This is a genomic window from Sporosarcina sp. P19 (assembly GCF_002743165.1).
Classification (GTDB): domain Bacteria; phylum Bacillota; class Bacilli; order Bacillales_A; family Planococcaceae; genus Sporosarcina; species Sporosarcina ureae.
On the sequence record NZ_PDYR01000011.1, the window covers coordinates 1 to 19075 of the forward strand.

General features: G+C 43.2%; 21 protein-coding genes and 1 riboswitch. Of the genes, 16 read left to right on the forward strand and 5 right to left on the reverse strand.

From position 1 onward, the window contains the following. Positions 1-175 precede the first annotated feature (175 nt). Both CSV74_RS11840 and CSV74_RS11845 read left to right on the forward strand, forming a co-directional pair. Positions 176-598 (forward strand): DUF1801 domain-containing protein, encoded by a 423-nt coding sequence (locus CSV74_RS11840; protein WP_099691805.1) that lies wholly within the window; start codon positions 176-178, stop codon positions 596-598. Between the two features lie 95 nt (positions 599-693). After that, positions 694-1362: a DNA alkylation repair protein gene (locus CSV74_RS11845; RefSeq protein WP_099691806.1), complete on the forward strand. Its 669-nt coding sequence runs from the start codon at positions 694-696 to the stop codon at positions 1360-1362. 451 nt (positions 1363-1813) lie between these two features. Here CSV74_RS11845 and CSV74_RS11850 read toward each other — a convergent pair whose 3' ends face one another. Beyond that, entirely contained in the window at positions 1814-2860 is a 1047-nt protein-coding gene (locus tag CSV74_RS11850) for an FUSC family protein (protein WP_099691807.1), read from the reverse strand. 242 nt (positions 2861-3102) lie between these two features. Between CSV74_RS11850 and CSV74_RS11855 the strand changes: the two genes are divergently transcribed. From CSV74_RS11855 to CSV74_RS11875, 5 genes are all read left to right on the forward strand, one after another. Further along, positions 3103-3354, forward strand: a complete 252-nt coding sequence (locus CSV74_RS11855) for a GlsB/YeaQ/YmgE family stress response membrane protein (RefSeq protein WP_099691808.1) — start codon at positions 3103-3105, stop codon at positions 3352-3354. Positions 3355-3512: 158 nt separating this feature from the next. Beyond that, entirely contained in the window at positions 3513-3860 is a 348-nt protein-coding gene (locus CSV74_RS11860; protein ID WP_029053582.1) for an ArsR/SmtB family transcription factor, read from the forward strand. A gap of 15 nt (positions 3861-3875) precedes the next feature. Further along, positions 3876-5168, forward strand: a complete 1293-nt coding sequence (locus CSV74_RS11865; RefSeq protein ID WP_099691809.1) for an arsenic transporter — start codon at positions 3876-3878, stop codon at positions 5166-5168. Between the two features lie 15 nt (positions 5169-5183). Further along, positions 5184-5603, forward strand: a complete 420-nt coding sequence (gene arsC / locus CSV74_RS11870) for an arsenate reductase (thioredoxin) (RefSeq protein ID WP_099691810.1) — start codon at positions 5184-5186, stop codon at positions 5601-5603. A 135-nt stretch (positions 5604-5738) separates the two neighbouring features. Beyond that, a complete protein-coding gene (locus CSV74_RS11875; protein WP_099691811.1) occupies positions 5739-6248 on the forward strand; it encodes a YfiT family bacillithiol transferase in 510 nt (169 codons plus the stop codon). Positions 6249-6308: 60 nt separating this feature from the next. On the opposite strand, the gene CSV74_RS11880 is transcribed toward CSV74_RS11875, so the two are convergent. Further along, a complete protein-coding gene (locus CSV74_RS11880) occupies positions 6309-6731 on the reverse strand; it encodes a TM2 domain-containing protein (protein WP_099670213.1) in 423 nt (140 codons plus the stop codon). A 108-nt stretch (positions 6732-6839) separates the two neighbouring features. Here CSV74_RS11880 and CSV74_RS11885 point away from each other — a divergent pair, with 108 nt between their 5' ends. The 4 genes from CSV74_RS11885 (at position 6840) to CSV74_RS11900 (ending at position 9410) form a co-directional block, all read left to right on the forward strand. Then, positions 6840-7595: a TcaA NTF2-like domain-containing protein gene (locus CSV74_RS11885; protein WP_099691812.1), complete on the forward strand. Its 756-nt coding sequence runs from the start codon at positions 6840-6842 to the stop codon at positions 7593-7595. 154 nt (positions 7596-7749) lie between these two features. Further along, entirely contained in the window at positions 7750-8316 is a 567-nt protein-coding gene (locus CSV74_RS11890) for a DUF6518 family protein (protein WP_233190909.1), read from the forward strand. 278 nt (positions 8317-8594) lie between these two features. Next, positions 8595-8921, forward strand: a complete 327-nt coding sequence (locus tag CSV74_RS11895; RefSeq protein ID WP_099691813.1) for a YnfA family protein — start codon at positions 8595-8597, stop codon at positions 8919-8921. A 69-nt stretch (positions 8922-8990) separates the two neighbouring features. Beyond that, positions 8991-9410, forward strand: a complete 420-nt coding sequence (locus CSV74_RS11900) for a PaaI family thioesterase (RefSeq protein WP_029053575.1) — start codon at positions 8991-8993, stop codon at positions 9408-9410. A 33-nt stretch (positions 9411-9443) separates the two neighbouring features. Here CSV74_RS11900 and CSV74_RS11905 read toward each other — a convergent pair whose 3' ends face one another. The 3 genes from CSV74_RS11905 to CSV74_RS11915 form a co-directional block, all read right to left on the reverse strand. Next, the gene (locus CSV74_RS11905; protein WP_099691814.1) at positions 9444-10277 is read right to left on the reverse strand and encodes a cytochrome c oxidase assembly protein; all 834 of its coding nucleotides are present in this window, start codon (positions 10275-10277) and stop codon (positions 9444-9446) included. After that, positions 10267-10770, reverse strand: coding sequence for a DUF2243 domain-containing protein (locus CSV74_RS11910; RefSeq protein ID WP_099691815.1), 504 nt, complete (start codon positions 10768-10770; stop codon positions 10267-10269). The genes CSV74_RS11905 and CSV74_RS11910 overlap by 11 nt, the downstream gene beginning before the upstream one ends. A 154-nt stretch (positions 10771-10924) precedes the next feature. Further along, positions 10925-11731: a hypothetical protein gene (locus CSV74_RS11915; RefSeq protein WP_143560767.1), complete on the reverse strand. Its 807-nt coding sequence runs from the start codon at positions 11729-11731 to the stop codon at positions 10925-10927. A gap of 135 nt (positions 11732-11866) precedes the next feature. Between CSV74_RS11915 and CSV74_RS11920 the strand changes: the two genes are divergently transcribed. The 5 genes from CSV74_RS11920 to CSV74_RS11940 all read left to right on the forward strand — a co-directional run bounded on the left by CSV74_RS11920 (position 11867) and on the right by CSV74_RS11940 (position 18935). Next, on the forward strand, positions 11867-12988 hold the full coding sequence (locus CSV74_RS11920; RefSeq protein WP_099691817.1) for a glycerate kinase: 1122 nt from the start codon (positions 11867-11869) through the stop codon (positions 12986-12988). Positions 12989-13051: 63 nt separating this feature from the next. After that, complete coding sequence (locus CSV74_RS11925) at positions 13052-14473, forward strand: alanine/glycine:cation symporter family protein (RefSeq protein WP_099691818.1); 1422 nt, start codon at positions 13052-13054, stop codon at positions 14471-14473. Positions 14474-14934: 461 nt separating this feature from the next. Then, a riboswitch (cobalamin riboswitch) is annotated at positions 14935-15111 on the forward strand. A gap of 160 nt (positions 15112-15271) precedes the next feature. Next, the gene (locus CSV74_RS11930) at positions 15272-17494 is read left to right on the forward strand and encodes a ribonucleoside-diphosphate reductase subunit alpha (RefSeq protein WP_099691819.1); all 2223 of its coding nucleotides are present in this window, start codon (positions 15272-15274) and stop codon (positions 17492-17494) included. Beyond that, entirely contained in the window at positions 17482-17919 is a 438-nt protein-coding gene (locus CSV74_RS11935) for a flavodoxin (protein WP_099691820.1), read from the forward strand. Before CSV74_RS11930 ends, CSV74_RS11935 begins: the two co-directional genes overlap by 13 nt. Further along, positions 17898-18935 carry a ribonucleotide-diphosphate reductase subunit beta gene (locus tag CSV74_RS11940; protein WP_099691821.1) on the forward strand — a complete coding sequence of 346 codons (1038 nt, stop codon included), beginning with the start codon at positions 17898-17900 and terminating at the stop codon, positions 18933-18935. Before CSV74_RS11935 ends, CSV74_RS11940 begins: the two co-directional genes overlap by 22 nt. Positions 18936-19075: the final 140 nt, after the last annotated feature.

Below are 19075 nucleotides of genomic sequence, written 5' to 3' on the forward strand. Positions count from 1 at the left end.
GGAACGCGTCCGGCTGCAGCGCAGATCAACGGGTTGCAACCACTATCTCGTTAACGGGTGCGATTGCTTTATAAGTGATCGTGTCCAGATCACGTAAACGGGCCATTTAATTTACTATTGATGAAAATAGTGTAAACAAGTGTATATACTGAGAGTAGGAGAGGGGATCGTATATATGAATGAACCGAAGATGAAAGAAAACGAAAATAGTGTAACTGACTTTATTGAAAGTGTAGAAAATGAGAAGAAGAAGGCGGATGCCTATCAGTTATTAGCTATCTTTGAAGAGGTGACTGGTTACAAAGCAAAAATGTGGGGTCCTAGTATAATAGGCTTTGGCAGCTATCACTATAAATATGAATCAGGACGCGAAGGGGATGCGCCTTTAGTGGGTTTTTCACCGAGGAAGGCAAAGATTAGCCTTTACTTAGACTATGAAAGTGAAGAAAGGGAAGAATTATTAGAAAACTTCGGTAAACATACGAAGAGTAAGGCTTGCATTTATGTAAATAAATTAGCTGATATCGATGCCAATGTTTTAAAAGATTTAATTAAACATACAGTAGAAAAATATCAGAGTCTTTATCCTAATGAATGAGATAATCATTACATTATTCTGCAGACGTGAACGCTTGTTGAATAGGCGTCATTTCTATTATTCAACAAATGGCTCTACTAAAGGAGTTGTATAAAATGGATGGAAAAAAAGATGTACAATTAAAATCCTCTTCAAAAGCAGAAAACATTCTATCTCAAATTAATAGTAACACTAAGCTAGGCGACTTAAGAAAAATCGCGAAGGACATCAAAAAAGATCACGAACTAGCTATGGAACTTTGGTCAACCGAAGAGTTTTTGCCCAGACTATTAGCAATCTTAATTATGGACAAAAAGCTTCTTTCACAAGATGTACTAAATAAGCTGGATCAAGATATGCAGAATCATTGTTTTGATGAGCGAAATTACTTAATGGATTGGTTAATGGCTAATCAGCTCGCCAAAGACAAGAAGAAAATTGCATTGATGGAGTCATGGCAAAATAGTCCTTCTGCTCTTCAAAGGCGGACTTTCTGGTATTATCAAGGGCGATTGAGATGGACTGGACAAACACCGCCGGATAACACCGCAGAATTGCTATCTGCATTAGAAGCGAATATTACGCAGGAAGAACCGGAAGTTCAATGGGCTATGAATTTCACCGCAGGCTGGATAGGCGTTTATGATGAAAATAATCGTGCACGTTGTATTAAACTAGGTGAGAAAACGGGTCTTTACAAAGGTGAAAAAGTATCAAAAGGATGTACTCCCAACTATTTGCCGGAGTTTATTACGATTGAAGTTAACAAACGACAAAGTAAGTAGTTATATCTAAAGTATGTATTAAGGTTTAATGCAAAAAATAAAGAAATTCAAAGCCTCAATGTGAAAATTGTCATGAGCTTGGACCGAAAAGTATAGAAAACATCGCGTTATGGCAGCCAGTTAGTGAAATATGCAAGGAAGATGTAAAGGATTAACCCACTCTCTCTTGTAATCTGTAAGGTCCTTGTCTTTAAGAACAACAAATTTGCATTTGCGCAGTACAACGATAAAAAACTTCCACAATCGGGGCCGATTGTGGAACAAGTGATACGAAATATATATTATGAAGTAAGATAAGTGGAAAACACACAGGCGTAATAATCTGTGTGTTTTCTTTTGCTTTTTTATGCTTAATTCATCTATAAAACATATGCTAAACCGGTTGTTATTTGACTTGTTAGTATCGTTTCTCTCCCCATCAACCGAACCCGTTAGTCAGGCAAAGCGATTTTTATTGTTCAGCATCAGGCGTTAATTTCACACTAGAAGGTTTGTAAAACTGATCGACTAAGTTATAAATAGTGATCAGTTCATAGAGAACGACAAACTCGGGTGGGAATTGGCTTGGATGTCTCTCCTCACTAGTTGTGATTTCCTTATTGTCATCCCAGAAAAGGTCCGTAACGTTTTTTAATTGTGACTCATGCTTCTTCGGGTTGTAGTCAATGGAATGCTTCAAGTCGTTCGCAAGCTCGGTTACAGCGTGCATGATCCGATCGCGTTCTGCCGGCGTCCAGGAAATGCGCTGTTCCGGTATGTTCAATAAAGCACCCAAATGATATTCGAGATTATGTAGAAATAACAACTGCTTTTCAGCCATGAGTAGTTCTTTTTCTTTTCCTCTTACCCACGGATACAATTTCGATTCATTACGTTGAAAATGAATCAATGTTTCGGTTTTCCTAATTTCTTTCGTAAGTTGCTTGGTAGTCTCTAGCTCATCTCGACGGTTTGTGTGCACGTCATATAAGATGGTTTGGAATGTTCGTTCCAAAATAGTTCCTGCTCGCTCACTAATATGTTGGATGTTTTCTACAATATCTCTTCTGTAGTTAGGCGGGAAGACCAACATATTCACAGCAGTAGACACTAGCAAACCAATGGTGGTCGTACCGAGTCGAATGAAAAAAGCGATTAAGTAGTTGCTGTGGATGACTTCGACCATGGCGACCGCTGTCAATGTGGCAACGAGTAGTCCGGCATGCAAGTTTAGTCGGTAACAGACTAAAATGGTGGCAACCGCTGCTAATGTATAGGTAATCGGGGAATTCCCGAAGAGCGTGATAAAGAATACAGCAAATGCAGAACCGATAGCAGATGCAGGAAATCGAATAATTCCCTTTTTAATGGAATCACTGACAGTAGGCTCAATCGTGACAATTGCCGTGATTACAGCAAATACTGGGGGCCAATTAAACCATTCACAAATAATAGCTGTTAAAAAGATTGCTATGCCTGTTTTCACTATTCGACTGCCGTTAAATTGAAAGGATCGCATACCGTTATAACCTCCTGTTCCTACTGCGTATATCTAGTACTGTAGTACATTATATCATCCGCTACCATCGGAACGTACGAGTGGTACTTTTCGCATAAATATACCTACACAAATTTTTATTTGGCGAATACTATGCTGTAACAAGGAATAGATTGCTAATAAGATGTCACTCGATTACTTCATTATCCTGTTCCCAACTTGAGTACTAAATACGTTTGAAAATAGGAGAAGGGGTGTGTGAAATGAGTATCCTTTTATATTTAATAATTGGCGGTGTCATTGGCTGGTTTGCTAGTCTGATCATCGGCAAAAGTGTCCCAGGCGGTATCGTCGGCAATATTATTACGGGAATCATAGGCGCGTGGATTGGCGGGAGTTTATTCGGCAGTTGGGGACCGCGCTTAGGAGAATTTTATGTTGTACCTTCTATTGTAGGTGCGCTGATTTTTGTCATAGTTGTCAGTTACATTATGAAGGCGGCGCGGAAAAGATGATAACTAGATAGGTAAGGGGTTCCTACATTGTCAGCATGACGAGTGGGAGCCCTTTTTCATTGATTGGAATAAATAAAACGATGAGAGCTGTACTTATTATTTCACTTGCGTATATAAGCATATCATTATATGATTGTAGGGAAGTGGAGGGATGGACTATGAATACACTTGTTACGGTTGATCTACAACGCGCATCACGACTATTAAAATTGCTAGGAGACCCCACACGGTTGACGATGATGAAGTTACTCAAGTCACATGAATGCTGTGTTTGTGAATTTGTTGCGATTTTTAAAATGAGTCAGCCAGCGATTAGCCAGCACTTACGTAAACTTCGAGATATTGAGTTGGTTAAAGAAGAACGTAGAGGTCAATGGGTTTTCTTCTCGATCAATGAAAATCATGAAGATTACCCGTTTATTCAAAGCATCCTTGAACATCTTCCAGAACAGAATGAATCTATCGCTGAATTGGAAGCACAAGGGCTTCGAATTTGTTGTGAATAAGGAGGAGAAAGTACGTTGGCTATAACTGCATCATTGATTTTCATCATCACACTTATTTTTGTCATTTGGCAGCCTAGAAACTTCTCGATCGGATGGTCTGCCTGTATTGGTGCGATCATCGCATTGTTAGTTGGGGTAGTTAACTTCCAAGATGTTATGGATGTAACGGGGATTGTATGGAATGCTACGCTTGCTTTCATCGCGATCATCATTATTTCATTAATCTTGGATGAAATTGGTTTTTTCGAGTGGTCGGCCCTACATATGGCTAGATTAGCCAAAGGCAGCGGTATTCGCCTATTTATTTACGTCACGATTCTAGGTGCAGTCGTGGCTGCTCTGTTTGCAAACGATGGGGCGGCCCTTATATTAACGCCCATTGTACTTTCCATGGTACGAAATTTGAATTTCAATGAAAAAATGATTTTCCCATTTATTATGGCCAGCGGATTTATCGCTGACACGACTTCATTACCATTGGTTGTAAGTAACTTAGTGAATATTGTTTCAGCAGATTTTTTTGATATTGGATTTGTTGAATATGCATCTAGAATGATCGTCCCGAATTTATTTGCATTGGTTGCGAGTATTTTAGTGTTGTTGTTATTCTTCCGTAAAAGTATTCCGAAAGACTATGAAGTATCAGATTTAAAAAAACCGAAAGATGCGATCAAAGACCTCAAGTTGTTTCGACTTGCTTGGGTAATTTTAGGTGTATTACTTATAGGATATTTCTCAAGTGGGTTTACGGGATTGCCTGTATCTATTATTGCAGGGCTTACGGCGATATTCTTTATGGTTATGGCGCAAAAAAGTCCAGCCGTTCATACGAAACAAGTGCTTAAAGGTGCACCTTGGGCGATCGTATTCTTCTCTGTCGGGATGTATGTTGTAGTATACGGATTGCGTAATGTCGGTCTAACGGGTGTATTGGCGGATGTCATTCAAACGGCAGCCGATCAAGGACTCTTTGTCGCAACGATTTCGATGGGCTTTATTGCGGCGATACTGTCATCACTTATGAATAATATGCCTACGGTCATGATTAACGCGTTAGCAATATCGGACACAACTACGACAGGTCCCATTCTCGAAGCTTTGATTTACGCGAATATTATTGGATCTGATTTAGGTCCCAAAATCACACCAATTGGTTCATTGGCCACCTTATTATGGTTGCATGTACTGTCTCAAAAAGGCGTGAAGATCTCTTGGGGTAGCTACTTTAAAATTGGTATTATTCTAACAGTCCCTACACTCCTGATTACACTTATCGGACTGTATCTATGGCTGTCAATTATACAATAAGAAGGAGATTTCATTATGTCGAAAAAAATACTTTATTTCTTATGTACAGGCAACTCATGCCGTAGTCAAATGGCTGAAGGATGGGGTAAAGAGTATCTAGGTGAAGAATGGCAAGTTCTTAGTGCTGGAATTGAAGCGCATGGCGTGAATCCAAATGCAGTAAAAGCTATGAATGAAGTCGGCATCGACATATCGAACCAAACTTCGGATATCATCGATCCACAAATCTTACACAATGCAGATTTTATCGTCACTCTTTGTGGGGATGCCGCTGACAAGTGTCCGATGACACCACCTCATGTAAAACGTGATCATTGGGGGTTTGATGACCCTGCAAAAGCACAAGGAACAGATGAAGAAAAATGGGAATTCTTCCAGCGTGTACGCGACGAAATAGGTGCAAGGATTGCGGAGTTTTCTAAAACAGGTCAATAAATATAAGATGCTGTAGATGCCTATCCGGGCTATCCATTGACATGTGAAGCGCTCCTTTTACATATTGTTTCGTCCTATAAATAGAATAATCAGATAGTTTATGAGATAATAAGATAATGAAAAGGGGGATTCGTCATGGATAGTCGATTTCCAATCGGGCAATTACACGTTCCGGAGCATGTCACGTTGGCAGATATTCAAAAGTGGTTACGAGAAATTGAAACCTACACTACTCGATTGAGAGAAATTGTAAATTCATTGAATGAGGAAGAGTTAAACAAAACGTATCGCGAAGGTGCGTGGAACGTTCGTCAATTGGTGCATCATATTGCAGACTCGCAGTTGACGATGTATCAGCGATTCAAGCTTGCGTTAACAGACGACAACCCCATAGCACCTGCTTTTGATCAAGAGAAGTGGGCTGTATTACCTGACACAGAACTACCGGTTGAGCCTTCGATTAAAATGCTTGAAGGGCTCAATGAGCGTATTGTAGCGTTAGGCAATAGTCTGACGGAAGCGCAACTGGATCGAACATTTATACATCAAGTAAACGGCGAGATCGCAGTAGCGAAAAAAGTAGCGAAGTTAGCTTGGCATGAAGAACATCATTTAGCGCATATTGAGATGGCTTTGGCGAAATAAGCGTGTCTTATATCGTATGGACCCCGCCACTTCTTCACTTGAGGAAGTGGCGGGGTTTTATTAATGTCCCGGGGTATCTCTTGAGCGCTTGATTGCACGAACCAAAGCCAATTCTGACTGGTGATTGGCATAATCAACCAACTGTGGCACACGAAATAGATCAAGCAATAGCCAAAGGTACGGAATGAGTGGAAGAATGATAAAGTGCGGATGCATGAGTAAAAATAAGATGTAATCGAACGTCATTTGATTGATATATGCATCTCTGATGAAATAGATGATTACACCATTTAGTAATAACGTATAAATTGCACCGAAAATCGCATATGGCGTAATACCGAGATAAAATCTGTGAAGAAAGTAATTGCCAAAGAAAATCAGAAGTACATACGTGATGGCATTTGTTTTCTTGCGGTTATTGTATTCATACTGTAATTGCATTACTTCTTCGTGTGTCATGCCTTTCTTACTTATGTAGTCCATTGTACTGTCATCTCCTATAGTTCTTTATGTTATTTAAACCACTATATCATAAATTTCTCTGGTATAATGAGACTAATTAGTGGGTTGTAAGAAAGGTGGCATAAATATATGAAATGTACAAGATGTGGCCGTCATTTGCAGCCTAGACATGAAGACTGTCCGAATTGTGGCGAGCCGATTGTCTATAAATTAGAGAAAAGTCATAATGTAGCGAAGATGCTTTTTTTCGCAGTGTTGACGATTGGTGCCTTAGTAGCAGTAGTTGTTATACTATACAGTGATCATGATTTTACGTTGAAAAAAAAGAGTGTAAAACAGGCGACAGAATCTGTCTTAGGTGGATCAACAACTAATCCAGATTACGATGATGAGTGGGTGGAAGAAGAATACGAACTGGTGGCTGATGATCCTGGGGTGACATCTGAAAGTGTATCCGTACAATCTGATCCGGTTATAGGGAATACGCAAGAATATGAGGTTGATGAACCGTTACCGATGCGTGAGCTAGTGGAAGAATTCTATCAAGACTATCGCTTGATGTATAGTGAGTCATTGAACAATCTGGATTTCAGTATAGTAGCATCACTTTTAACTCCAAATAGTTCTGCGTACAGTGAGATGTATAAATACATAGATGATATCAAAAACTCAGGATACTATTTTAACTTCTATGATAACGAAATATTGGACTATTACAGGGACAAAGGGATGCTGTATTTAAAAACATATGAAGCATTCGATTTAATTGATCAGAATGGAATAGTAACTTCTCATCAGCGGAATAAAACCTATGCAATAGTTTTGAATTACAATAATGTACCTGTTCAAATAGATGCAATCGAGATTACAAATTATTATCGATAGACCATATATGATTTTGAGCATGTTTGTCTTTATAAAGTACAGACTTATTGAGTATTGGGAAGTCTTTTTTACATTTATCTTCTTCTAACATTTAATAAACCACTCAATGCGTAGAAAACAGTAACTTATGGATGTGGGAGAGATTAAAGTGAAGATGCAAAGAATAGTTGTGCTCGTATCATGGCTAGTAGTCAGTATTCTATTTGGCGTATTGACCAAGATGCTGGATTCTGTCCCTTTCCTTGGAGATGTCTTTACTAGAATGGGCATTTGGGTATTAATTGCGACGTGCATTGCGGCATACAGCCAAACTGCTTTGCGGGCAGCGATTCATACGTTGCTATTCTTTTTAGGAATGTTGACCGGCTATTATCTATACTCCGCCCATTTATTCGGTGTGTATTCGACGAATGATATGAAGTACTGGGGCATTGTAGCGGTCGTTACGCCATTTCTTGCGGTGGTCGTCTGGTATGCGAAACATGGTAGATGTTTGGCTTGTTTTTTACCCGCGTTACCAATGGGATTGATGTTAAGTCTCTCACTAGGAATCGGGTTGTTTTATTTGGATGTGAATTATTTAGAAGAATTTATTATGTACATCATTTTGTGCGTGATCTTCTACCGAAACTCTAAACAACTAACTATAGTGATTGTTCTTTCTGTTATGGTCACAAGTGTAATTGAATTGACGCCGTTGTCTTGGTTCTTTATGTTTTGATTTATACTACTTTACGGACCCTTTTTTATCTATGAAGAGGGTCTTTTATTGTTGATCTGCAATCATTAAAAGTTGAATCTTCCATTTTAATTAACTCCACACCAAGTCATCTGTTCAAAATGTAAACAACCTCATTATTAAATTGTCAGAATTATGATATAGTGAGTACTAGTTTTCAAGAAAAGATCTTATATAATCCATTTGGTGTTTACACATTATATGGCTAGGAGCAGTAGTTAGGGCTAGATTATCCGAAGTGAGTAAATGGAGGTTTACTGATGTTGAAGGTCGTGGTGATATTTCTGCTGGCCGGCTTGGCTGAAATTGGCGGAGGTTATTTGATTTGGCAATGGTTGCGCGAAGGTAAATCCGCGATGTTCGGATTATTCGGAGGTATTGCCTTAATTTTATATGGCGTAGTAGTCACATTCCAAACATTCCCGACTTTTGGCAGAGTGTATGCGGCTTATGGAGGCGTGTTCGTCTTTCTATCCGTATTATGGGGATGGGGAATTGATAAAAAGACTCCTGATTTATACGATTTCCTAGGGGCAGGTATTTGTCTGCTTGGTGTGTCCGTCATATTGTTTGCACCGAGATCGTAACAGTGAATGGTGGGTTTAAGGCAGAGTATGAAAATGAAGGACCTCATTAGATAACGGGAGGACGATCACATGACGCAAAATGAAATCTTTCATATTGGCAAACAAGCACTAGAAGCACAATCTTTCAGTAAACTATTGGGAACAAAATTGATGGAGTTTACTGCGGGGGAAGTAGTTCTAGAAGTTCCCATCACGGAACACGTACTACAGCAACATGGCTTTGTACACGGTGGGGTCATTGGTTATGCAGCGGATAACGCATTGACGTTTGTAGGCGGTTCCGTTCTAGGTCCGAACGTATTGACGGCAGAATACAAAATCAACTATGTACGGCCCGCAGTAGGTGAAAAACTCATTGCCCGGGCGACAGTTATTTCAGCTGGCAAGCGACAAGCTGTGTGTCGCTGTGATGTTTTTGCCGTCAAGGATGGGGAAGAGAAGATTTGTGCCACTGCACAAGGGACCATTATGACGGTTATATCGGAGTAATGAAATGAATAGCCTAAGGCAAAAACGCACCCATTAGCTGGCGGGTGCGTTTTGTGTCGTTTCATTCGCATGCACATGATCAGTGGGAGTAGATGTAACGCGGGTCTGTTGACGTTTGGCCGAATGATACCAGTTGCTAAACAACAGAATGATAATTACAAGATCCACCGCATCACCACCGTAATACATAAGCATCGCTCCTGCACGCGCCTCTTCAATCGGCACACCGGCTGGCGGATAGGCGTATAGAAATTTGGATAGAATTCCGTGTCCCGCCAGAGCTACAATAAAGACCGCAGTACGATAACGGTAACTGTAGCGGCGAGATACGGGATCGATGTATAAAAGAGAAATGGTAAATAGATATCCCGCAACAAACACATGAATATGGATTAAAATATGCAGCCAGAGATGATGGTGCATGGCCGCAAACAAGCCTGTCGTGTATAACAACCAAAGTCCGCCAATGTTCAAAATAGAAGCAATGATGGGATGTGTAGAGAACCCCGCGAGTCGACTTTTTAGCAATCGGCTTACCTTTCTAGCCTGCCGAACGGGAAGTGTCCGCAGCACCAACGTCATAGGAGCAGCGAGCGCCAATAGAAGGGGTCCGAGCATGCCGAGCAAAAGGTGGCCGAACATATGCCAGGTGAAATGATCATGTGATAGTTCGGCAAGCGGTCCGACAACAGTGCTTACTGAAGCGAGTACGCCTGCTACCCACAACACAATCCGTCTGCGTGGCCATTTACGTAAACGTTTTTGCCGATTGGAATGAAATATCCCGACCCCGTATAACAGGATGGCGAGCAACGCAAGCGTCCCAAACAGCCAATCGGTCGCACTGATATATGCATCATGTGGCATGAAGCACCAGCCTTTCCGCCGAGCGTGCATTCTGTCGCGCTGACTTGATTAGCAACAGGCCTGCCGCAATCATCACAATCGCAGAACCGTTCCAAACGACGTCATATGGAACGATGTCTACATGATAACGAATCTGATGAATACGCATGACTTTGTGTTGAATGGTTCCATCATACAATTGGAACGCTCCACCCCCGAGCAACTTGCCACCCCAGAACATCTTATGCCATAACGCATTCCTCCTACGTAAATCCGCCACCAAATACAATCCACCGACCGTCGCAAACCAGCTAAACGCATGAAATAAACCGTCCGACACTAATCCGATCGCCACTGTAGATTTATCATAAAACTTGTGCCAATGCAGCAACTGATGAAACAGTGTCTCGTCCAAAAACGCCACAAACCCGAGTCCGAATAATATACCCGCCCAGAGATTTCTCTTCTGATAACTTTTTCGATTCGTCCAATTTATCACTTGTGACTCAGCCATTCATTACTGCTCCTTTCCTTACGTAGGTAGTGTTCCCTGAGGGTGCGGTGTTTAATACATGGCGCGTGCTGGTAGATGGGCGAATAGAGCGGCGTGGAACGGGGGTGGGGTCGGGCTCATTGAGCGGTTACGTGGCTTGATAGAGCGCATTACTTCAAAGTATGAGCGGATACAGATTAACATTGAGCGGATCCACATCGACATAGAGCGCTTTATTGCCAACTATGAGCGGATCTGCGACCTGATAGAGCGGACGCGCGGCTCGGAGTGAATACGCGGGTTCATAGAGCCGAACCGCTTTGTCATTGAGCGGTTTCGTATTCAGATAGAGCGCATTACTTCGAAGTATGAGCGGATACAGATTAACATTGAGCGGATCCACTTCGACATAGAGCGCTTTATTGCCAATTATGAGCGGATCTCTGACCTGATAGAGCGGACGCGCGGCTCGGAGTGAATACGCGGGTTCATAGAGCGATTTCATATTCAGATAGAGCGCTTTACTTCGAAGTATGAGCGGATACAGATTAACATTGGGCGGATCTGCATCGACATAGAGCTCTTTATCGCCAACTATGAGCGGATCTGCGACCTGATAGAGCGGACGCGAGGTTCGGTGTGAATACGCGGGTTCATAGAGCGGAACCACGTTGTCTTTGAGCGGTTTCGTATTCAGATAGAGCGCTTTACTTCGAAGTATGAGCGAATACAGATTAACATTGAGCGGATCTACATCGACATAGAGCGCTTTATTGCCAACTATGAGCGGATCTGCGACCTGATAGAGCGGACGCGAGGTTCGGTGTGAATACGCTGGGTCATAGAGCGGAACCACGTTGTTAATGAGCGGATTCACGCTCACATAGAGCGCTATACCGCAAACTATGAGCGGATACGGGACTTGATAGAGCGGATGCAAGACTTGATAGAGCGAATGACCACCTTCATTGAGCAGAAACACCTAGCAAAACTATTACCCTGTCCATCTACAGAGAATTCTGAAAGCCTTCATTATAAAAATATATGCACTAACCAATATTTTACGGTAACTTTTCCCACGTAATCTGCTAGAATACGATTAAAGGGAGTGTGAGCCGTGAAAATTGTCATTGCGCCTGATGCATTTAAGGGAAGTTTGCATGCGGAAGAAGCGGCCGACGCTATATATAGTGGAGTGAAAAAAGTCTATCCACACGCAGAAATAGTACGTTTGCCGGTTGCGGATGGTGGCGAGGGGACGCTTGCTGTTCTCGTTTCATCAACTGGTGGGACGTTGCGAACGGTGTCTGTGCAAGATCCGCTGGGCCGCGCAATCGATGCGTGTTTTGGTGTGCTTGGTGACGACAAGACAGCGGTCATTGAAATGGCGCAGGCGTCCGGTTTGCTGTTGCTTGAGGATCATGAACTGGATCCAATGAAAGCGTCAACATTTGGCACGGGACAATTAATTCGTCATGCGCTGGATGCGGGATACAGGAAAATGATTATTGGACTTGGCGGCAGTGCGACGACTGACGGGGGAACAGGTTTGCTCGAAGCGCTAGGCGTACGTTTCCTTGCTGACGGACAGTTGTTGCAGATAAATGGGGAAGCGCTTCCGTTCATCAATGAAATCGATACCTCGCAACTAGATAAGCGTTTGCTGGAGACGGACATTCGCATTGCGTCCGACGTGGACAATCCATTTGTCGGTGAGCAAGGTGCGTCGTTTGTTTTCGGTCCGCAAAAAGGGGCGAATGGGGAAATGGTTCTGCGTTTGGATGAAGGGTTACGTCATCTGGCAGACGAGACGGAAAAGCGGACAGGCGTGAGATTGCATGAGTTACGGGGTGCAGGTGCGGCCGGGGGAAGTGCAGGTGCATTAATTGCCTACTGTGGGGCGCGTCTTGAAAGTGGAATTGATGTCGTGCTCGAGTCGATGAACTTCGCAAAGCATCTATCTTCATCAAATTTCATTGTGACGGGTGAAGGTAAGACAGATCGGCAGACGCTTGCAGGCAAGGCATTAATGGGGATTGCAAAGCTTGCAAAAGTAGAGGGGGTTCCGGTCATAGTCATTTCGGGGGCTATTGAAGAAGCGGCGCGTCAAGAGCTTCTCGGGTGGTTCTCCGAATTACATTCATTAGATGACGGGAAGATGTCGTTGGCTGAATTGATGGCATATGCAGCAGTGTTGTTGGAGAATAAAGCGTCAACCGTCATGCAAAGTAGAAAATAGTTTCTTTATGCCGAGCATAGTAACTAGACAAGTAGGGTATAGAATACACAAGGAGGTGGTCAGATGTTTCAAGATGCGATCGACTGGCTTGTAGGGCCGGCGAATAATTTCATTTGGACATATGTTTTAATTGGACTTTTATTGGCAACAGGTTTATATTTCACGGTTCGCACGAAATTTGTGCAAGTACGCTTATTTCGCGAGATGTTCCGTCTGATTGTAGAGAAGAAAGATAGCAATGACGGGGTGTCTCCGTTTCAGGCATTCACGATTAGTGCCGCATCACGTGTAGGAACAGGTAACGTAGCGGGGGTAGCCCTTGCGATCGGAATCGGTGGTCCGGGTGCGGTATTCTGGATGTGGGTGATTGCTATTATCGGTATGGCGACCGCATTCATCGAAAGTACATTGGCGCAAGTGTATAAAGTGAAAGACGGCGATACATTCCGCGGAGGGCCAGCGTATTATATGCAAAAAGCGCTTGGCTGGCGAAAACTTGGAATTGTTTTTGCGATTTTATTGACGATGTGTTTCGGATTCATATTTAACGCAGTACAATCTAACACGATTAGTCAGTCCTTTACTGAAGTATTCGGTATTCCGAACTGGGGTATTGGGGTTGGTTTAATGCTGTTGACAGGGATGATCGTCTTTGGCGGCGTCAAACGTATTGTCAAAGTAACACAGACCATCGTACCCGTCATGGCAACCTTCTATATTTTAGTAGCCCTATACATCGTGATTATAAATATCACAGAAGTTCCAGGCTTGATTGTCTTAATATTCGAGCATGCTTTCGGAATTAAAGAAGTCATGGGTGGCGGAATCGGGATGGCGATGATGCAAGGTGTACGTCGCGGTCTCTTCTCCAATGAAGCAGGTATGGGTAGTGTGCCCAACGCAGCCGCTACAGCGAACGTATCGCATCCGGCAAAACAAGGATTGGTACAAAGTCTAGGTGTGTTTTTCGATACGATTATCATCTGTTCTGCCACAGCATTCATTATTTTGCTCGGCGGTTTGTATCAATCAGGTGAAACAAACGGGATCATCTTGACACAAAATTCCATGGCCGTACAAGTCGGCGCATGGGCACCATACTTCATCGCCGTTGCGATCATGTTCTTCGCCTTTAGTTCTATCATCGGAAACTATTACTATGGCGAAACGAATATTGAATTCATCAATGCTAACGTCGTATGGAAACGAATCTACCAAGTTCTCGTACTTGCTATGGTATATTTCGGAGCCATTGCAAAAGTACAAGTAGTATGGGACATGGCCGATCTTTTCATGGGACTAATGGCTATCATTAACCTAATCGTCATTCTGCTACTCGGCAAAATCGCCTTCAAAGTACTCGACGACTTCACGAAACAACGAAGAGCCGGCAGAAATCCCGTCTTCAAATCAGCCAGCATTCCTGAACTAAAAGGCGCAGAATGTTGGGAAGAAACAGCTGAAAGAGCGGAAGATCGCTTGTGATATTGAGAGATAATCTAGGGCTTTTTATGTTTTGAACTTTAGCCTTATGTTCTTAAGACTTCGAACTGGTACTAAAAATACAGTGAAGTTTCTAGGTGGTCTACGTTAGAAAGTAGGTTGAGGGCGGAAGACGGGGGCGACTCCGGAAGGATCAGCCCGACAGGAGAGACAACCAAAGAGAGCGAAGCGAACTGGTTGGCTCGCCGCGGGCCCTTCGGAACGCGTCCCCCGGCTGGAGCCCTCATCCCTTCCACTTTTAGTTTTCACTATCTAATTTAAAACGTTCACACAATCAATTTAGTCAAGAAGTAAAAAGTTTGATATACTATAAAATATTGAATATAAAAAATCGGATCGTAGTTCAGAAGAAGGATTCTGGACCTCGGTTCGATTTTTGTTTTGCATGTTTGAACACAACATGTTAGGGTTATATATGAATTAACACACTATATATAGTGTTTAACAGCAATTAGATGAATTGGTACCCACGAAGTTTAAAAGGGAATCCGCCACTAACGGAGCTGCCCCCGCAACTGAGGGCACGGACGACTATCTTATAAAAACCACTGCTACGGCGGGAAGGAAAGATGGAAGAACGATGTGCCAGCCAGTAGACCTGCCAGTCATCTCAGCAAAACATTCTTCGGGGTTGGAGAGTGAAAGCACAAAGCAGTCTTTTTTCAGTCTGCCTAAAACTTTCCGCAATCTACTAAGCGTCAATCGACGACTCCCGATTTTTATTGGGAGCTTTTTTATTTAGTACATAACCGAATTAATTCACTAAAGGGAGCGGATATAATGGCTATAATTCAAGAATCTGTGGGACTTAATTTATTGATGGAAAACTTACAGGAGGAATTCGGCAAGAAGCAAATCGAGCCGTTGATCGAAGCGAGTGAGAAATTCCAGGAGCGTCACCCGGCGAGCTCGGCAACTGAGTGGACGAACGCGATGGTGCTAGAATCTTTAAGCCGTATTGATGAAGCAAATGCGTACTGGACGTTTGTAGCGGCGCGTATTTATTTGTTCGACGTCTATGCAAAGCAAAAAGCATTGCGTGGAGCGGATGTCTATACCGATTTTGCGAAAAATGTAGAACGCTTGGTGGAAGAGGGGTTATATACACCCGTTCTAACAGAGAAATACAGCCAGGACGAGCTTCAGGAAATCGGTAAGCTACTCGATCCTTCTCGTGACCTATTATTCACATATATTGGATTAAAAACATTAGTAGACCGCTATGTAACGGTAAACTTTAAGAAACAGTCAGTGGAGCTTCCGCAAGAGCGCTGGTTGATCATTGCGATGACGTTAATGCAGGACGAAACAGTAGACCGCATTCATAAAGTCGGCGAAGCGTACTGGGCGATGAGCAATTTGTACATGACGGTTGCGACACCTACATTATCGAACGCAGGCAAGATGCACGGTCAGCTATCGAGTTGCTTTATCGATACAGTGGATGATTCATTACAAGGGATCTATAACAGCAATACGGATATCGCGAACTTGTCGAAATTCGGTGGCGGTATCGGCGTCTATATAGGGAAAGTTCGTTCTCGCGGTGCATCGATTCGTGGATTCGAAGGCGCGTCAAGCGGTGTTCTTCCATGGATCAAACAGCTGAACAACACAGCAGTCAGCGTCGATCAACTCGGTCAACGTCAAGGTGCCGTGGCGGTGTATCTCGACGTATGGCATCAAGATATCTTCACATTCCTCGATCTCAAGCTCAATAACGGCGATGACCGTTTGCGTGCACATGACATTTTCACAGGCGTTTGCTTGCCGGACTTGTTCATGGAGAAAGTCGAGTCCCGTGAAGACTGGCATTTATTCGATCCACATGAAGTCCGCACGAAAATGGGCTATTCATTGGAAGACTTCTATGATGAAACAAAAGGACAAGGAACATTCCGCGAGAAGTATGAAGAATGTGTCCGCAATGAAGATTTATCAAGAGAGACGGTTTCAGCGATTGAAATCATGAAACGGATCCTGCGTAGCCAGCTGGAGACAGGAACGCCATTCATGTTCTACCGTGATGAAGTAAACCGTATGAATCCGAATAAGCATGAAGGAATGATTTATTCTAGTAATTTGTGTTCAGAAATACTCCAAAATATGTCAGCGTCTACACATGAATCCGTAACGCTTGAAGACGATATGGTTGTCACACGCACGAAGCCAGGCGATTTCGTTGTATGTAATCTGTCATCGATTAACCTTGGAAAAGCTGTTACAGCAGACGTACTAGACCGTTTGATCAAAATTCAAGTACGTATGCTCGACAACGTCATCGATCAGAACCAAATCCCGGTTGTACAAGCGCAACGCACAAATGCACGCTACCGTGGAATTGGACTCGGCACATTCGGCTGGCACCATTTACTCGCATTGAAAAACATTCAGTGGGAATCAGATGAAGCGGTGGACTTTGCAGACGAGTTATATGAAAATATCGCGTATTTGACAATTAAAGCATCAATGGAATTAGCAAAAGAAAAAGGCGCGTATCCATTGTTTGATGGTTCGGATTGGCAAACGGGCGAATACTTCGATCAACGCGAATACGATTCCAATAAATGGCGTGAACTGCGCATGGATGTGGCAATGAACGGTATGCGTAACGGCTACTTGATGGCAGTCGCACCGAACAGTTCGACATCGGTTATCGCAGGCTCCACAGCGTCAATTGACCCAGTATTCAAGCCGTTCTACCATGAAGAGAAGAAAGACTATAAATTACCGGTCATCGCACCGGATTTGAATCACAACACGTATGACATCTACCGTCGTTCCGCTTACATCGTGGATCAGCGCTGGTCTATTAAGCAAAACGCCGCTCGTCAGCAGCACATCGATCAGTCGATTTCATTCAACATCTATGTACCAAACTCCATCCGCGCATCCGTTATTTTGGACTTGCACTTGCAGGCATGGAAGTCAGGAATGAAAACAACGTACTATATGCGTTCAACCGCAGCTGAGATTGAGGAGTGCGAGTGGTGTCATTCTTAATCGCCTATGCATCCTGGAGTGGCAACACGCAGGAAGTAGCGGAATTGATTACGGAAAGTTTACAAAATGAAGGCGTCGAAGTCGATACTTATCGTATCGGCATCGGTGTCATCCCAAACGTTAAAGAATACGACGCGTTGTGCATCGGTTCATTCACATGGGAAAAAGGGGCAACGCCGGATGAAGTCAAAGATTTCGTGGCGGACGTCGGCTATAAACCCGATCTCGTCTACGTTTTTGGCACAGGGGATACACAGTTTGGCGGCGATGATCTATTTTGCAAGGCAGCAGACAAGCTCGCGAAATTTTATCATTCTCCTTTTGAACCATTAAAGATTGAGCAAAGCCCACGCGGCATGCAAGAACAAAGCGTTACGAATTGGACGAAAGGAGTGCTCGAACATTGGCGACACTTACAAGAGTAAAAGTACTGAATCCTGCTAACCCGAATAAGGCAACAGCTATTTTCGGTGGGGAAGCAAGCGGCATCCTGAACTGGAACGACATCGCGCACCCTCATTTCTATACATTGCGTCAGCGAATCCGTTCTCTTTTCTGGACGGCGAATGAAGTCGACATGACACAAGACGTCAAGCAATTCGCAAGCCTGACAAAAGAAGAGCAATCTGCATTCTTAAAAATTATCGGCCTACTGGCTACACTCGACGGCCCGCAAACCGTCATCGCAATGAAAATCGCAGACTTCACAACGGATCCTTCCGTCAAGTCGATTATGGCGACAATTGCAGACCAGGAAAGCGAACATAATCACAGCTACGCGTACGTACTTTCATCTGTCACGAACTTGGACAAGCAAATGGAAGCCTTCGAAATGGGCCGTACAGACGAAGTACTAATGAAGCGAAATGAACGAATCGTAGACGTTTACAATGAGTTTGCGGAAAACCCAACAATCAAAACGGTTCTAAAAGCAATGGTGTACACGACATTATTAGAAGGTCTATTCTTCTACAGCGGCTTCGCATTTTTCTATAACTTAGCGCGCCATCAGAAAATGGTTGGTACATCCACGATGATCTCGTACATCAACCGCGACGAACTGCAGCATGGTAAAGCAATCAGCGACATCTTCCGTGCAGCGTTGGCTGAAAATCCAGAGTACAACACAGATGAATTCACGGAATGGATCTATGACCAATTCCGCCACTCCGTCGAGCAAGAAGTCATCTGGAGTCGCTATGTATTAGCGGGAATCGATGGCCTGGAGCTAGATGAGATGGAAGGCTACGTCAAGTATCGCGCGAACAAAATGTTGCGCATGCTCGGCTTAAGCGAAATCTATCCAGAATTCACCGATAATCCAATGAAGTGGATCCGCGCCTACGTCGATAACTTCGACGACACGAAAACAGACTTCTTCGAACAAACTAGCCGTCAGTATGTGAAGACTAGCGATTTGAACGGCTTTGATGACTTGTAATAAGTAAGGGAGGGGAATCCATTATGGGTTCCTCTTTTTTTATGTGTGGGAAGGGGGAGGGTACTGTCGATCAACGCTCTTCGTTTACGATCAACTAAAGTGTGGTTTTGTTTAAGTGGAGCCGCTCGGACATCTGGCCA

Coding starts and splice junctions, on each gene's coding strand:
- CSV74_RS11845 (WP_099691806.1), top strand. CDS start 694: ATGGATGGAAAAAAAGATGTACAATTAAAATCCTCTTCAAAAGCAGAA.
- CSV74_RS11895 (WP_099691813.1), top strand. CDS start 8,595: ATGTTGAAGGTCGTGGTGATATTTCTGCTGGCCGGCTTGGCTGAAATT.
- CSV74_RS11885 (WP_099691812.1), top strand. CDS start 6,840: ATGAAATGTACAAGATGTGGCCGTCATTTGCAGCCTAGACATGAAGAC.
- CSV74_RS11890 (WP_233190909.1), top strand. CDS start 7,750: ATGCAAAGAATAGTTGTGCTCGTATCATGGCTAGTAGTCAGTATTCTA.
- CSV74_RS11880 (WP_099670213.1), bottom strand. CDS start 6,731: ATGGACTACATAAGTAAGAAAGGCATGACACACGAAGAAGTAATGCAA.
- CSV74_RS11925 (WP_099691818.1), top strand. CDS start 13,052: ATGTTTCAAGATGCGATCGACTGGCTTGTAGGGCCGGCGAATAATTTC.
- CSV74_RS11905 (WP_099691814.1), bottom strand. CDS start 10,277: ATGCCACATGATGCATATATCAGTGCGACCGATTGGCTGTTTGGGACG.
- CSV74_RS11900 (WP_029053575.1), top strand. CDS start 8,991: ATGACGCAAAATGAAATCTTTCATATTGGCAAACAAGCACTAGAAGCA.
- CSV74_RS11875 (WP_099691811.1), top strand. CDS start 5,739: ATGGATAGTCGATTTCCAATCGGGCAATTACACGTTCCGGAGCATGTC.
- CSV74_RS11840 (WP_099691805.1), top strand. CDS start 176: ATGAATGAACCGAAGATGAAAGAAAACGAAAATAGTGTAACTGACTTT.
- CSV74_RS11910 (WP_099691815.1), bottom strand. CDS start 10,770: ATGGCTGAGTCACAAGTGATAAATTGGACGAATCGAAAAAGTTATCAG.
- CSV74_RS11850 (WP_099691807.1), bottom strand. CDS start 2,860: ATGCGATCCTTTCAATTTAACGGCAGTCGAATAGTGAAAACAGGCATA.
- CSV74_RS11860 (WP_029053582.1), top strand. CDS start 3,513: ATGAATACACTTGTTACGGTTGATCTACAACGCGCATCACGACTATTA.
- CSV74_RS11930 (WP_099691819.1), top strand. CDS start 15,272: ATGGCTATAATTCAAGAATCTGTGGGACTTAATTTATTGATGGAAAAC.
- CSV74_RS11855 (WP_099691808.1), top strand. CDS start 3,103: ATGAGTATCCTTTTATATTTAATAATTGGCGGTGTCATTGGCTGGTTT.
- arsC (WP_099691810.1), top strand. CDS start 5,184: ATGTCGAAAAAAATACTTTATTTCTTATGTACAGGCAACTCATGCCGT.